Annotated in this window: 17 protein-coding genes; all 17 read left to right on the forward strand. The window is 66.2% G+C overall.

Annotation, left to right across the window (positions count from 1 at the left end; all coding sequences use genetic code 11):
* Nucleotides 1–191: hypothetical protein (locus FM119_RS11390; RefSeq protein ID WP_179205317.1), on the forward strand; the 191-nt coding region annotated here is incomplete at its 5' end.
* 32 nt (nt 192–223) lie between these two features.
* On the forward strand, nt 224–1,249 hold the full coding sequence (nrdF, locus tag FM119_RS11395; protein WP_087138240.1) for a class 1b ribonucleoside-diphosphate reductase subunit beta: 1,026 nt from the start codon (nt 224–226) through the stop codon (nt 1,247–1,249).
* 47 nt (nt 1,250–1,296) lie between these two features.
* On the forward strand, nt 1,297–1,872 hold the full coding sequence (locus FM119_RS11400) for an NADPH-dependent FMN reductase (protein ID WP_087138242.1): 576 nt from the start codon (nt 1,297–1,299) through the stop codon (nt 1,870–1,872).
* A gap of 79 nt (nt 1,873–1,951) precedes the next feature.
* The gene (locus FM119_RS11405) at nt 1,952–2,722 is read left to right on the forward strand and encodes a helix-turn-helix domain-containing protein (RefSeq protein WP_179205319.1); all 771 of its coding nucleotides are present in this window, start codon (nt 1,952–1,954) and stop codon (nt 2,720–2,722) included.
* Nucleotides 2,723–2,787: 65 nt separating this feature from the next.
* Entirely contained in the window at nt 2,788–3,291 is a 504-nt protein-coding gene (locus FM119_RS11410) for a hypothetical protein (protein WP_143822699.1), read from the forward strand.
* A 243-nt stretch (nt 3,292–3,534) separates the two neighbouring features.
* Nucleotides 3,535–4,830, forward strand: coding sequence for a hypothetical protein (locus FM119_RS11415; protein WP_143822700.1), 1,296 nt, complete (start codon nt 3,535–3,537; stop codon nt 4,828–4,830).
* 245 nt (nt 4,831–5,075) lie between these two features.
* Nucleotides 5,076–5,963: a bifunctional DNA primase/polymerase gene (locus tag FM119_RS11420; protein ID WP_087138250.1), complete on the forward strand. Its 888-nt coding sequence runs from the start codon at nt 5,076–5,078 to the stop codon at nt 5,961–5,963.
* Between the two features lie 77 nt (nt 5,964–6,040).
* On the forward strand, nt 6,041–6,775 hold the full coding sequence (locus FM119_RS11425; protein ID WP_245827464.1) for a DUF2637 domain-containing protein: 735 nt from the start codon (nt 6,041–6,043) through the stop codon (nt 6,773–6,775).
* Nucleotides 6,768–7,214, forward strand: a complete 447-nt coding sequence (locus FM119_RS13715) for a hypothetical protein (RefSeq protein WP_143822701.1) — start codon at nt 6,768–6,770, stop codon at nt 7,212–7,214. The genes FM119_RS11425 and FM119_RS13715 overlap by 8 nt, the downstream gene beginning before the upstream one ends.
* 262 nt (nt 7,215–7,476) lie before the next feature.
* On the forward strand, nt 7,477–8,325 hold the full coding sequence (locus FM119_RS11435) for a hypothetical protein (protein ID WP_087138254.1): 849 nt from the start codon (nt 7,477–7,479) through the stop codon (nt 8,323–8,325).
* On the forward strand, nt 8,322–9,443 hold the full coding sequence (locus FM119_RS11440; RefSeq protein ID WP_087138256.1) for a ParB N-terminal domain-containing protein: 1,122 nt from the start codon (nt 8,322–8,324) through the stop codon (nt 9,441–9,443). The genes FM119_RS11435 and FM119_RS11440 overlap by 4 nt, the downstream gene beginning before the upstream one ends.
* Nucleotides 9,430–9,894: a hypothetical protein gene (locus FM119_RS11445; protein WP_087138258.1), complete on the forward strand. Its 465-nt coding sequence runs from the start codon at nt 9,430–9,432 to the stop codon at nt 9,892–9,894. Before FM119_RS11440 ends, FM119_RS11445 begins: the two co-directional genes overlap by 14 nt.
* A 76-nt stretch (nt 9,895–9,970) precedes the next feature.
* The gene (locus FM119_RS11450) at nt 9,971–10,669 is read left to right on the forward strand and encodes a hypothetical protein (protein WP_087138260.1); all 699 of its coding nucleotides are present in this window, start codon (nt 9,971–9,973) and stop codon (nt 10,667–10,669) included.
* A 13-nt stretch (nt 10,670–10,682) separates the two neighbouring features.
* Nucleotides 10,683–11,849, forward strand: coding sequence for a M23 family metallopeptidase (locus FM119_RS11455; RefSeq protein WP_087138263.1), 1,167 nt, complete (start codon nt 10,683–10,685; stop codon nt 11,847–11,849).
* A 76-nt stretch (nt 11,850–11,925) separates the two neighbouring features.
* The gene (locus tag FM119_RS11460; RefSeq protein WP_087138266.1) at nt 11,926–12,225 is read left to right on the forward strand and encodes a DUF6112 family protein; all 300 of its coding nucleotides are present in this window, start codon (nt 11,926–11,928) and stop codon (nt 12,223–12,225) included.
* An 86-nt stretch (nt 12,226–12,311) separates the two neighbouring features.
* Nucleotides 12,312–12,635 (forward strand): DUF6112 family protein, encoded by a 324-nt coding sequence (locus FM119_RS11465; RefSeq protein ID WP_087138268.1) that lies wholly within the window; start codon nt 12,312–12,314, stop codon nt 12,633–12,635.
* A gap of 36 nt (nt 12,636–12,671) precedes the next feature.
* On the forward strand, nt 12,672–13,974 hold a 1,303-nt coding region (locus tag FM119_RS11470; RefSeq protein ID WP_087138270.1), incomplete at its 3' end, for a TrbL/VirB6 family protein.

A 13,974-nucleotide genomic window follows, 5' to 3' on the forward strand; every position in this document is an offset into this window, starting at 1 on the left:
CCGCCACCCGCCACGTCGACCAAGGCCTCTCCCTGACGCTGTTCTTCCGCGACACCGCGACCACCCGCGACATCAACAAGGCACAGATCCACGCCTGGCGCGCCGGGATCAAGACCCTCTACTACATTCGCCTCCGCCAGCCCGCACTCGAAGGCACCGAAATCGAAGGCTGCGTCTCCTGCGCCCTTTAACCCCAGAATCCGATCTTCCCGAAGGAACCCCAATGCCCCTCACCGACACCACGCGCCCGATCACCGAGATCTCCGTCACCCCACCGGGCTACCGGCACGATCCGGCAGCGCGCCTGCGGCCCATCAACTGGAACCGCGTAGGAGACGACAAAGACCTCGAGGTGTGGAACCGGCTCACCGCGAACTTCTGGCTCCCCGAGAAAGTGCCCCTCTCCAACGACCTCCCCGCCTGGCAGAAACTCACCCAGGAAGAGCGCACGCTGACCATGCGCGTGTTCACCGGGCTCACCATGCTCGACACCGTGCAGGCCACCGTCGGCGAGATCTGCCAGATCCAAGACGCCCGCACCGAACACGAAGAGGCCGTCTACACCAACATCGCCTTCATGCAGTCCGTGCACGCGCGCTCCTACTCCTCCGTCTTCTCCACGCTCACCTCGACACCAGAGATCGACGACGCCTACCGGTGGGCCATCGCCAACGACCTGCTCCAAGAGCGGTGCAAGAAGGTGCTCGCGCACTACTACGGGGATGACCCGCTCAAACGGAAGGTCTCCTCCACGCTGCTGTCATCGCTGCTGCTGTACGCGGGCTTCTACCTGCCGCTGCACTTCTCCGTCCACGCGACCCTCACCAACACCGCGGACATGATCCGGCTCATCCTGCGCGACAAGGCCGTGCACGGCTACTACTCCGGCTACAAGTACCAGCGCGGCCTCGAAACCCACACCGCAGCCGAGCAGGAACACATGCGCGAGTTCACCTACGCGCTCCTCGAAGAGCTCTACGAACTCGAACTGCAGTACTCCGGCGAGCTCTACGAACCGCTCGGCCTCATGGACGACGTCGCCGTCTTCGTCCGATACAACGCCAACAAAGCACTCATGAACCTCGGCTACCCCGCCCGCTTCACCCCAGAAGAGACCGAAGTCAACCCGGAAATCCTCGCCGCCCTCGCCCCCGGAGCAGACGAGAACCACGACTTCTTCTCCGGATCCGGATCCTCCTACATCATCGGCAAAGCCGTCGACACCAGCGACGACGACTGGGACTTCTAACCGGCCGTCACTCCCACACATCCACCCCAGAGAAAGAGAATCACCCCTTGAGTAAGAACGTCTCCGTCCTTGTCGGCAGTCTGCGCCGCGGCTCCGACGCACGCAAGATCGCCCACAATGCCATCGGCTACTTTCCCGAAGACTACGACGCACGCATCGTTGAGATCCGCGACCTTCCTCTCTACGACTTCGACTACGACGATCCCGACATCACCGACAAACCCACCCCGCCGGAATACACCCAGTTCCGCGAGATCATCAAAGCCTCCGACGGCGTGTTGTTCGTCACACCAGAGAACAACCGCACCATCCCCGCCTGCTTGAAAAACGCCATCGACATCGGCTCCAAACCCAACAGCGATGTCGCCTGGAAGAACCTGCCCGCAGGGATCATCAGCCACTCCGTTGGCCGCATGGGCGGGTACAGCTCGCAGAAGAACCTCCGGCTCGCACTCTCATACTTCGACATGCCCACCCCCGGACAGCCCGAGGTCTTCCTTTCCCAATCACCCACCCTTTTCGGTGAGGATGGGAACATCTCGCAGGAATCGACCGTGCAGTTCCTCCGGGACTACATCCTCCGCTTCGCTCGACTCATCGAAGGTCAGAACTCGGTGCGTTGATGCGATGCCTGCATCCCCGGAAGCACGAGCGCAGGCTCTGGGCGCGCGTGATAATCCCTTTCCACTGACGGTAAAGCGCGTGCTCCACTCCGCCTCGACGGGTCGGGTTGCTGTCGACGCGACCAAGGTGATGATCGTGAACTCGGGCACCACGACGCTCAGGCACGAGACCGGTGAAGTCGATCTTGCCGCAGGGCAGGTCGTGCTGCTCCCTCCAGGCCGCTGGTATGCGGGAGAACCCGCCGGTCTAGTCATCACCACCACCGCATACATTGACACGGCATTCCTTGAGGAGCAGGAGCGCTGGATCACTCAGTCCAGCGCTCCTGCTCCTCTTGTGCTTTCAGATAGTCACCGGTCAGACCCGACCGTGCTCGACGTGCCTTCCACAGTGTTCCCGCACGTGAATGCTTCCCTGCAACGGTTGATCGACGGTGAACGGCACCATTTGCCGACACTTCGCCGCTTGAGTCTGGCAGTGGACCTGCTCGATATCCTCACGCGACCCGTCCCCGAGCACTCGCCCGAACACCCCTCGGTACGCCACGCAATGGCGTTGCTCATGAACGATCTTGGCCGCGCGTGGACCATGGATGTTCTCGCCGACGAGGCCGCGATCTCTCGATCGCAACTCGCCCGACTCTTCACCCGCCACGTCGGCACAAGCCCAGCAGCGTTCCTTCGCAACGAACGTTCACGACGCATGGCCGACCTTCTACGCTCAAGCAGCGACACCGTCGAAACCATCGCACGTCGCGTCGGATGGACCGACCCCAGCCACGCCTCACGCGCCTTCCGTCAGGTACACGGTCTGTCCCCGCAGCAGTATCGGCAAATTTACCGACGATAGACGACTGCCCGATACCAGTGACCGCCAACTGGGTCCTACCTCACAGGTACGCCGACCACGCCATCGTGCGCGCGAACCTGCGAGGGAAGGAACCACCAGCATCGACGTCCACGAACGCTGCGGATCCTCGGCGCAAGATAAGCCCGCCGAGCGCCCTGTCTCTCGGCATCATCGTCTGGACCGATGACCCGGAGGTCGAGCCGACCGTGATCGCCGACCGGAACCCGGTCGCGTTGGCGCGGGCGGTGGCGGTCACGATCCACGAGATGCTCGAAGACTCTGAGGCATATGCCGGGGCGACGGAGTTCCTACAGTCGAATCCGCCGCCGCCGGATTGGGTACTGCCCGAGGACGTGGATGCGTGGTTGGAAGCGCTGCGGGAGGCGACGCCGTACCCGGCGTACTCGTTCCACCACGTGCCCCTGACGGGCGGCGCGGACGGAACGAACCACACCGTCATCAACCGCTATCTGCAGCACACGTTGCAGGAACGTGAGGATGCTCTCACCCCTGACTCGTCGCCGAGCGCCGTCGCTGGCCACTCGTCAGGGCGTCACCTCGCACGCTGACCCGGTTGCGGGGTTTGACGTTTCGGCGCATGTTTTTGATGGTTCGACGCGTCTTTGCCGGGATGCCTCGACCTTGACACGGTCTTGTGCGTACCTCTGGAACAGCACCACCTGTGGCACCTGAGCGTTCAGGTGCGGGTGCGTGTTCTGTGTATCCGAGTGTGATTGGAGTTTTTCGTCATGTCCGATATCACGCTCCCGCCTTTGGGGTATTCGCCTGAGCCGCCGCGCCCGCATCGGGTGGTGATCGCTTTCGATGTCCTCGCCCGCACTCAGGCTGAGGCGCAGCACATGGTCGACGAAGTGCTGGTCGAAGAACTCGCTGGTCCTCCCGAACAGCTCCGCACAGGCGGTGACCGGGTGTTCGGCGAAGAGTTCGGCGACGACGTCCCGCACATCCGCTCCTGGATACCCGCAGCCGAGGCCTCGTCTACCCCGCCGGTCGTGGTGCAGTCGCCGGGGTGGGAGGCGTTCGAGGGGTCGGGGATCCCGGAGATCGTGGCGGAGATGTTCCCACCCGAACCGCGCGTCGGTGACTTCCGCCTCCCAGACGGCAGGCCCGACCAGGAGGGTTTCGAGGACGCACACGAGCAGTGGCGGGACGAGTGTCTCTCGCTTGCCGTGCAAGCATCACGTCTCCCGGAGACTTTGGATCGGTTGGAGCAGGCCGAGCGGGTCCGGGACGGCCTCATCGACCTCCTGGAGCGGGAGCGGTTGCCGGTGGAGCCGGTGAAGGAGGACTATCTCGTCACGGTCGCCCCGTCGTTCGAGGGCGAGTACGACGACATGCGATTTAGATCCGACCACGCCCAGTGGCGGTCCGAGTTCACCGCGACCGCACAACGCCGCGAACACGCCCTGCAGGGACTCGTCGCCGAGGGCGGTCCGCGGACGTCGTTCCTTCCGGAGCGGTTTCACCGCGAGTGGGTGCCGTCGGATCTGATCGCCCTGCAGACCCTCCGCGTCCTCGTGGAACGGGAGAAGGCCGGGGAAGGCAGGCCGTTGTTGGACCGGCGGGAGCGGGAAGAACTGGAGGCGATGTTATTCGCCGCCGACCCCGACGTCAGCGTTCCTGATCCGGATGATCCGGTCGGTGTGCCGATCTACGAGGGGCCGGCGTCGGAGGCGCATGCGTGGATCGTCCCCGGCGTCTACGACGCGACCGGGATCGCCGGAGAAGGCCAGTTCCGACTCGTCGTGGGCCGCATCCCCGTCGGCGATGGGGCGACGGCATCGGCGGCGTTTCCACCCGTTGAGCATGACGGTGCCGTGGTGAACGAGATCGCCCGCATCCTCGAGCAGGACACCGAACAGCTCAACCCGGCCGTGGTCCTTGATCGGATCAACGCCGCAGTCCTCGCTACCGGTCGCACTGGCGCCGCTCCCGGGGACATTCGCCCTCTCGAGCAGGCGCTGACCAGGCTGGAACGCGGGGCACTGCTGAGCGAGTTACTCGCGGAACGAGAGCAGCACCTGAGCACCGATCCTGACGGCCCCGAGCCGCCCTCCCCGGGTCGTGATTCTGGCCGAAGCCTGTAGCAGAGGGCCGCCGTTGGCCGGTGGAGGCGGGTGCCGGTGTGTTTGACGATTTGGCGCATGTTCTTGACGAAACGGCGCATCCTGCCCCGGAACGCTCGTGGCGACCATGCGAGTTCGGGTAGGGGTTGAGGTTCAGAAGGGATGCTCAGAGCGGAGATTCTGCTGGCAGCACGGCTGCTGCCCGCACCTTCCCAGTGACACCGCGCACGAGCCCCGGCCCGTGCCGTGTACTGAAGGAGGTGCGCATGGTCATCACCGACCCCGAAGTTTGGCCGATGCCCGCGGAGCTTCCTGGAGTGCTCGCGCACGCTGCCTCCGTCTACGCTGCGGCGGGCATCCCGGTGTTCCCGTGCGCGCCCGGTCAGAAGCGCCCGCTCACCGTGCATGGGTTCCGTGACGCCACCACCGACCCCGCGCAAATCGCCGCCTGGTGGGGACGGCATCCGGAAGCGAATATCGGCATCCCCACCGGGACCGTGATCGGCGTGCTGGACGTGGATGTACACGCCACCGGCAGCGGATACCCGATCCTCCGCACCCTGCAACGAGAGGGGCTGATCGGCGGGTGGGGGCAGGCCGTGCGCTCCCCATCGGGTGGATTGCACTTGTACTACCCGACAGCCCCAGACGCTGCTCAACGATCGTGGTCGCGGGGGCGGGCGCATGTGGACTTCCGCGGCACCGGCGGCTACATCGTCGCCCCACCCTCCACCATCACCTCCGGCCACGGGGACCGCCGCTACGAGGTGATCGCCCGGGGTCGTCGCCCGCGCCCCGTTGACGCGGATGCGATCCGCGAGCTGCTGACGCCTCAGCCAGGGCGAACACTCCGCCCGGTCGATCCGGCGATGCTGCGGGAGCGGCCGGTGGAGCATCTCGCGGCCTGGGTCGCCGCGCTACCGGAGGGGAACCGGAACGCGGGACTGTTCTGGGCGGCATGCCGACTTGCTGAGGCCGGCCTGCCCGAGCTCGACACTCTCGGTGCGCTCGAGCCTGCCGCGTCCGCCGCCGGCCTCGAGGCGCGGGAAATCGCGGCAACGATCCGCTCCGCCCACCGTGCCACGACGATCGCTGAGGCGCCGGACGATCCTGTCGCGCAGACCGTCCGATCCTTGTCGGGGATCGGGAGGTAGCGGTGACCGGCCCGGCAGTGACAGCTCGCGTCCCGCGCGGTCTTGACCTGCGCCCGGACGGAGTTCCCATTGCTGGTGTGTCGCGGTTCGTGGTCCTGCTCGCAGTCACCGGGACGATCCTGCTCGCCCTGGGAGCGTTCTGGCTATCGTTCACCACCCTTCGTGACCTCGCCGTCCTCTCCGGGATCCCCGAGGGGCAGGCGTGGATGTGGCCGCTGATCGTGGACGGTGTGATCCTGGAGGCCACGATCAGTGTCGTCGCGCTGCGGGATTCCGCCCGCACCGCGAGGCGGTTCGCGTGGCTCCTGCTGGGCGCAGGTGCCGGAGTGAGCGTGGCGGCGAACATCACCCACGCGGTCGTCGCCGCCGATACCCGCGTCCCCGCCCTGATCGCCGCGCTGGTCGCGTCGGTACCACCGCTGGTGCTGCTCGCGATGACGCATCTCACCGTCGAACTCACTCGCAACACCGCATCGTCTCCGACCATTCAGGAGCCGAGCATTCGACCACTGGTCCCTACCGAGAGCACGGTCGCAATGACCGACACCCTGGATCGCTCCGAGCAGGACGCGATACCCAAGCCGCAGGAGATAACGGTGGCGGCGCCGCCGGAACTGAGCGTCACCGAACAGCCGTCGAGATCCCGTGGAGGAAGTGGGCAGCAGGGAGACGCGCGTGCTCGGGCGCTCGCGCTGAGTGCGGAGGGTGTGTCGAAGCGGCAGATCGCCGCGCAGCTGGGCGTGCACCCGACCACGGTCGGCCGATGGGTAAACGCACCTGACCGGCAACAGGACGGAGACTCCCATGACTGACCCCACCACCCCCGACCACCAGCACGTCGACCACCAGCGCCTCGCGGATCACGACCAGCGGACGGGTGCGAGCAAGCACACCGATGCGCCACCGACATCGACGCCAACAGGGGCGGCTGAGGATGCGCGGGCATCGGAGTTCGCTACCCACGGCGATCCCACGCTCGTCCGAGGAGGAGGCGCCAGTCCGGTCTCGCCTCGTCCGGGCGTGCAGTGGGTGCGTCCCACGGATGTCGCCGCCCGCGCCGGGGCCGTCGTTTTGGACCGTGGTGCGGAGCTGAACATGCGCCTGCGTGATGCGGTGCTTGACGGGGTTCGTGAGGGGCGTGCGCAGTTGCAGGAGCGTCTGGCCCGCCGCGAGGAGGCCCTGGACCCAGATTCGAGCAGTCCGACAAATGCGCGGGAGCGTGTGGTCGGGAGAACGGGGGTGAGCCGGTGATCGCTGCCTGTCCCGGCACCACCCGAGTGCCGCACGACACCCACACCCCCTGACCACGTATCGCGCCGTTCCGGTTGCTCACGGTCGCACCGGACGGCACCGCACAGACCCGCGCACGCTGGGCGGGTCTGCTGGTCTCCTCATGCCTCCGCACGGCCGTGATGCCTGCGGTGGGCGGTGCTCGGTGACTCCAAGGCGGGGTTCGTCGGGATGGGTGTCGCACCTATCTGTTGACGGATCTCATCACGTTTCAGGAGTCGCTATGAACCATCACCCATCCACCCGTCCGGCAGTCGCGTCACCGCTGCCGGACTTCACCACGAGCGAGGGGCTGCGCGAGCTGCTCACGGAATTAAACGAGCACAACGCCTGGGCGAACAGCCCGGTCGCTGCCGAGCTCATGGTCTACGCGACACGGAAGTATGCGCCGATCGCGAAAGCCTGGCGGCGCGATCCCGCCGACGCCGCCTACGAGGCATTCCTCGCGATGCGGCAACCGACCACGCTGCGCGCGGATGATCCGTGGGCGGTAGTCACGCGTGCGGTCGCGCTCGGCATCGCCGCCGAGGTGCACGCCGACCGTAACATGACCAGCCAGGACAAGGCGCGGCGTCCGTCGAAGAGACCGGCGGAGGAGCCGATGCGGGCCGGGCATTACGAGGAGTTCTTCTACGACGTCCACCCCCACGCCCACACCCTGTACGCGAGGGACGACGGCGGGGAGGATCGGTCGGTGGATCGGGTGATCCGCGCGACCTGCGTGTTCCTCGTCCTCACCGACTGGCCCGCCCGTCCCGTTGAGCAGGCCGTGGACTACATCGCCCACCGCATCACCGGCCTGTCCTCCGGGACTTCCGCGCTCGAGATCGTCGCCAAGGAGCTGCATATCGCGATCCGCCTCGGATACACCCCCGACGAATGGGCCAGCCTCGTCCGCCTGGTCGTCGGCACCAAGACAGGGAAACGGAAGGCCGGGGACTACGGGCTGTTCGCCCGGGTGCTCCTCGGTGACGACGTCGCCGACCTCCTCCGCGACGAGACCCTCGTGACAACCTCCCGCCGGATGGCGTCCATACCTGACGGGCAGGAAGGCAAGGGAGGTGCGTCATGAGTCGGGGTCATTTGGTGTTGGAGCATGCGACGGATCAGATCATCGATGGTCACTCCTACCGGCGTGACCTCGGCGACTTGGGGGAGTTGACGGAGTCGATCCGCCGGTTCGGGTTGCTGTCACCGATCGTGATCACCACCGGCAACGTCCTCATCTCCGGCAACCGCCGCCTCGCCGTCATGCGCACCCTCGGACACCGCACCGTGCCCGTATGGGTTGTGCAGGGAGTCTCCGACAAGCTCTCCACCGTCCTCGCGATCCAGGACGAGAACACCCTCCACAAGATGCTCACCCCCATCGAACAAGCAGAACTCTACGAGGAACTCAAGCAGCTCTACGCCGAAGAAGCTGAACGGCGGGAGACTGCGACCCGGTTCGGTTCCGAGACCCGGGATGAACGGATCGCGCAGGCCCACGATGCCGCACCACAGGGTGGAATGCACGGGGGTGTTGATTCAACACCCCCGCAGCAGACGAGCACCACGGGCGGTGGGAAGACGAGAGTGCAAGCCGCGAAAGCCGTGACCGGGCGGGACTCTCACTCGATGCTCGATCAGGTCGTGGAGCTCAAGCAGATCGCCGCGTCCGACAACGAGCATCCCGAGGTGCGGCAGGCCGCTGCCGAAGCGCTGCTCGAGTTGAACACGGATGGGAAGGTCAACGGCCGCTATCTGCGAGTGAAGCTCCTCCAAGCCCTGAACACCCTGCAGCGATGGGCGCTCGACCCCGACGAGCCCGACGCGGTCCGAGAGGCGGCCGCAGCGGAGCTCGAGTTGGTGAAGGCGCAGGAGCATCCCAAGGATGCGATGAAGGAAGCAACGCGGGCGTTGGGGAGGGTGGGTCAGTTGCGGACGGATGCCGCAGCTCTCGCGCCGCGGGAGGGGTGGAAGGACGCGGACCCGTTGCTGCGGCAGAAACACGCCATCCGCAAGCTCGTTGATCTGCTGCGCCGGGAGTACGGCTGGTGGGACCGCTACGAACCGGCCGACTTCGGAAGATATGCCGACGAAGAGCAGTGGGAACTCGTCGAGACCTACATCACCGAAGCAGGCCGGTTCCTCGACCAGGCCAGCACCGCACGTATGACGAGCGAGGACGGCGCTGATGCCGACGTTTGAGGACTCGTCCCGGGACGCGGACGAGCTGGCGGAAGCCGCGCGCGGGCTGGCGTATGCGACCCGGCAGGTCGAGACCCCGGAGGACACTTATGAGGTGCTCGGGTCATTGCATCTGACGTTGTCGCGGATCCAGCAGGGGCTTCAGCAGCTCGCGGCCTGGCACGACCGGCATTCCTCGTTCGCTGCTACCGACGACGGTGACTGGGCTGCGGGGCACGATCACGCGGTCAAAGCATCGGGGTGGTTGTCGATCGCCGCTGCCTCCACGGAGCAGGTGGTCCAGCTCGTGATGAAAGCTCACAGTGAGAACGGGCGGATCGCCTGGCAGCCCGAGGCCGCACCGACACGATCTGTGGGGCTCGCTGAAGCACTCGTGGAACGGGAAGCTGCCCTCGACCCCGACCCCCCAGCAAGCGGACACACCAACCAGAGCAGGGGCCTCTCGCGCTGAGAGCGGAACGGACGGCGGGCGGGCGGCGCACCTATCGGGTGACCCCGCCCGCCCCTCTATTGGAAGGCCCCACTTCATGTCTTCTCCTCACACCGACGACCAGCAGCGTCGTCGTCGCCGTCTGATCATCACCCTCACCGCGACCGGTCTCGTCATCGCGGTGCTCGCCGGTGTCGGCATCTACGGCCTCGTCACCGGCCCCCACGGCAGTGAGGATCCCGGGGAGCGCACACCCACCTCGTCCACGGCACCGCTCGACCCCGTCGACCCGACTGGGCAGCCGGGCGAAGCCGATCTGCCGGCCTTGCCGCGCACGAATAACCCCGAGACCTACGTGCGCGCGGTCGCTGTGGCGTTGTTCGACTGGGATACCTTTACCCTCCTGACTCCTGCTGATCACCGGGGTGTGTTGATCGAGGACGCGGACCCGTCCGGCACGGAGACGCCGGGGCTGATCGCGGACATGGACGGGTACTTCCCGTCGGCGTCGACGTGGCGGGATCTTGCCGAGTACCGCACCCGCCAACACATTGAGATCGACCGGGTATTCGTCCCCGCACAGTGGGAGGAAGCGGTCGCCGCCTCCGGCGGGCACCTCACCGACGGCACGGTCGCGTACACGGTCGAAGGCATCAGGCACCGGGACGGCGTCTGGTACGACGACCCCGTCCAGAGCGAGCATGCGGTGGCGTTCACGGTGTTCGTGTCCTGCCAGCCTGTGTTCGACCGGTGCCATCTGCTGCGCCTATCCGAACTCGACAACCCCCTCCGATAGGCCGGGGCACGGGATGAAGAAGCTCCTTGCTGCCGCAGCCACGTTTATGCTGCTCGCCCCGATGCTGGGGCTGCTCAGCATTGGTCTGCTCGTGAACCCGGCCGTCCTCAACCAGGGGAACTGCATCGCCAGCGGTGTGATCCTCGGGCCGATCCCGGACTCGCTCCAGGTGACGATGAAAGACGGGTACACGTTCACTCTCAACAAGCAGCAGCTCACCCACGCCGGGACGATCATCACCGTCGGAGCGAATACTCCTGGGGTGGGGCGGGACGGGATTTTGATCGCGTTGATGGCGGCGCTGACGGAGTCGACGCTGCGGCAGCTCGCCAATACCGGCACCTACCCCGAATCCGGGAGCTACCCGAACGACGGGAACGGCTCCGATCACGACAGCTTGGGTCTGTTCCAGATGCGCCCGCAGTCCGGGTGGGGCACCGTTGCCGAGCTCATGGACACCACCTATCAGGCGCGGGCGTTCTATGGCGGACCCGATGGACCGAATTATCCCTCACCGCGGGGGCTGCTCGATATTCCGGGGTGGCAGCAGATGGACAAGGGCGAAGCCGCCCAAGCCGTCGAAGTGTCCGCCTACCCGGACCGGTACCAGAACTACGAGCCCGTCGCCCGCACCATCCTCGACACCCTCACCCGCAACAACAGCGGCGGGAGCGGTGTGCCCGGGGACACGAACATTCCCGAGACGAGCCGGCTGGTGTTCCCACTGCCGACAGGCAGCTATGTGCACACGTCGTCGTTCGGGCCGCGGATTGACCCCATCACTGGTGAGGCGCGCCTGCACTCCGGCACGGACTGGGCAGCCCCCGACGGCACCCCGATCTTTGCTCTCGCCGACGGCCTGGTCACCTATGCGGGGATGGTCGATGGGTATTCGGGGCAGATCACTATCGAGCACACCATCGGCGGCGAAAAGGTCGCGACGAAGTACATCCACATGTGGGCACACGGCATCCACGTCACCACTGGCGACAGGGTCACCGCCGGCCAACACATCGGCGACGTCGGCAGCAGCGGCCACTCGACCGGCCCGCACCTGCACTTCCAAGTCCACCCTGGCGGCGCGAACGCCCCCGCCGTCGACGCTGAACCGTGGCTCGCAGAACGCGGTGTCGAGGGCATCGACGCCCCGGTCGGTGGCGGGCCAGGCTGCACCAGCTGAGCTGAGCGGGGCCTGGCGGGGTGGGTGGCGCACCTGACCGGTGCCCACCCACCCCCGTTGTCGTGAGGAGAACCGTATGCCTGCCATCACCTTGGCCCTGCTACAGGCTGAGAACGTCTACCCCGATCTCTCCAGTGTCGGAGGCCGCTCCACCCTCATCGAGATCGTCGGCGCGCTGCTCACGATCGTGTTGATCGCCTCGGTGCTCATGCTCGTCGTCTCCGGGATCGTGTGGGCAGTGTCCTCCTCCGCCGGGAACCCGCAGACCGCCGCGAAAGGGAAAGTCGGCGTGTTCGTCGCCCTCGGAGCCGCCGCCCTCGCAGGTGCCGGAGTGGCATGGATGAACTTCCTCCTGAACCTCGGAGACACCCTCTGAGCCTCGTCGCACGTTCCGGCATCGCACCTGTCCCAGTGACCCCGCACGACCGGGTACGGGGCGATCGCTTGTGAAGGAGCCCACCCATGCTTGCCGTTCTCGACACTCTCACCACCATCGCCGTGGTGCTGCCCGCGAATGTGGACATCACCCCGAACGACTCTGGACTGCCCGGTATCGCCGCGCTGCGCACGGTGGTGGGTGCGGTGATGACGATCGGGCTGATCCTGTCCGTCCTTGCCCTTATCGTCTCCGCCGTCGTGTGGGGCTTCGGCTCCAACTCCTCCAACCCGCATCTGGCGTCGAGGGGAAAGGTCGGGGTGCTGATCTCCTGCGGTGCGGCGATCATTACCGGCGCGTCGGTGACGTTGATCAACTTCTTCTGGAACGTCGGCCAGACCGTCTCCTAACCATCACCATCTCGACCCGTAGAAGGGAGGGGTGTTGTGGCTGGTATCTGTGACGTCCCCATCATCAGCAACGTCTGCGACGCCGTCGGCGAAGGTGCAGCCACCCTCGTCGCTGCACCATTCGACTGGCTCGCCCAAGCGATCGGGCACGCTGCGTCGTGGATCTTCCAAGGCGTGTGGGCGCTGCTTGACTCGACCACCCTGGTCGACATCACCGGGGCCGGCTACATCGGCGTGTACAACGTGATGTTCGGGATTGCGATCTTCGTCATGCTGATCTTCTTCTGCCTGCAACTCATCACCGGCCTCATCCGCCGCGACCCCACCGCCCTCTCCCGCGCCGCCCTCGGCCTCGGGAAGTCGGTGCTCGGGTCGTTCCTCGTCATCACGCTGACGGCAACACTGCTCGAGATCGTTGACCAGCTCTCGATTGGGATCATCCAGGCGACCGGGACGACGTTGGAGGAGATGGGTGGGAAGATCGGGGTCCTCGTCGCAGGTCTCACCGCGATCAACCTCACCGCCCCCGGTGCCGGGGCGATCATCACCATCTTCCTCAGCTTTTTAGCGATCTGCGCGGCAGCGATCGTCTGGTTCAGTCTCCTCATCCGCAAGGCCCTGATCTTGGTCGCCGTGGTGATGGCACCGATCGCCCTGTCGGGGGCGAGTTGGGATGCGACGAAGGGCTGGTTCGGGAAGTGGGCCAGCTTCGTGCTCGCGTTGATCTTCTCGAAGCTCGTGATCGTCGTGGTGTTCCTGGTGGCGATCAATCAGGTCAACGCGCCGATCGATATGGATCTCAGTTCGATTGCGGATCCGATCGCGGGGATTGTGCTGATGTTCATCGCTGCGTTCGCGCCCTACATGGTCTACAAGTTCATCTCCTTCGTCGGCTTCGACATGTACCACGTCATGTCCGCGGAGCAGGAGTCCAAGCAAGCCATGAACCGGCCCACGCCTCTCCCTGGGAAACCGGACGGTGGTGGGCCGCAGAAGATCCTCGACGGCGGGGACGGCGGCAAGAACGATGGTGGTGGAGGGAATCCGCCGCCCCCTCCAGGGGGTGGGCCCAAACCCTCGCCGGGCGGCGGAGGTGGTGCCGGAGCGGCGGGGAGCAGCGCAGGCGGTGGTGCTGCCGGAGGCGGTGCAGGAGCGGGGGCCGGGGCGGGTGCTGCAGCGGCAGGTCCGGTCGGGATCGCCGCAGTCGCCGGGGCGAAGATCGCCAAGGGCGCAGCGGAGGCCGGCCCGAAGCTCGGCGACGCGATCGGCCGCACCGCAGACGGCCACGCCGGAGCCGCCAGTGAGGGGCAGTCCGCGCCGCCACCACCTGACCTGTCAG

Origin of the sequence: Mycetocola reblochoni REB411 (assembly GCF_900163835.1) — a bacterium.
Lineage (GTDB): Bacteria > Actinomycetota > Actinomycetes > Actinomycetales > Microbacteriaceae > Mycetocola_B > Mycetocola_B reblochoni.

Coding starts and splice junctions, on each gene's coding strand:
- FM119_RS11420 (WP_087138250.1), top strand. CDS start 5,076: ATGGTCATCACCGACCCCGAAGTTTGGCCGATGCCCGCGGAGCTTCCT.
- FM119_RS13715 (WP_143822701.1), top strand. CDS start 6,768: ATGACTGACCCCACCACCCCCGACCACCAGCACGTCGACCACCAGCGC.
- FM119_RS11455 (WP_087138263.1), top strand. CDS start 10,683: ATGAAGAAGCTCCTTGCTGCCGCAGCCACGTTTATGCTGCTCGCCCCG.
- FM119_RS11440 (WP_087138256.1), top strand. CDS start 8,322: ATGAGTCGGGGTCATTTGGTGTTGGAGCATGCGACGGATCAGATCATC.
- FM119_RS11465 (WP_087138268.1), top strand. CDS start 12,312: ATGCTTGCCGTTCTCGACACTCTCACCACCATCGCCGTGGTGCTGCCC.
- FM119_RS11450 (WP_087138260.1), top strand. CDS start 9,971: ATGTCTTCTCCTCACACCGACGACCAGCAGCGTCGTCGTCGCCGTCTG.
- FM119_RS11445 (WP_087138258.1), top strand. CDS start 9,430: ATGCCGACGTTTGAGGACTCGTCCCGGGACGCGGACGAGCTGGCGGAA.
- nrdF (WP_087138240.1), top strand. CDS start 224: ATGCCCCTCACCGACACCACGCGCCCGATCACCGAGATCTCCGTCACC.
- FM119_RS11460 (WP_087138266.1), top strand. CDS start 11,926: ATGCCTGCCATCACCTTGGCCCTGCTACAGGCTGAGAACGTCTACCCC.
- FM119_RS11435 (WP_087138254.1), top strand. CDS start 7,477: ATGAACCATCACCCATCCACCCGTCCGGCAGTCGCGTCACCGCTGCCG.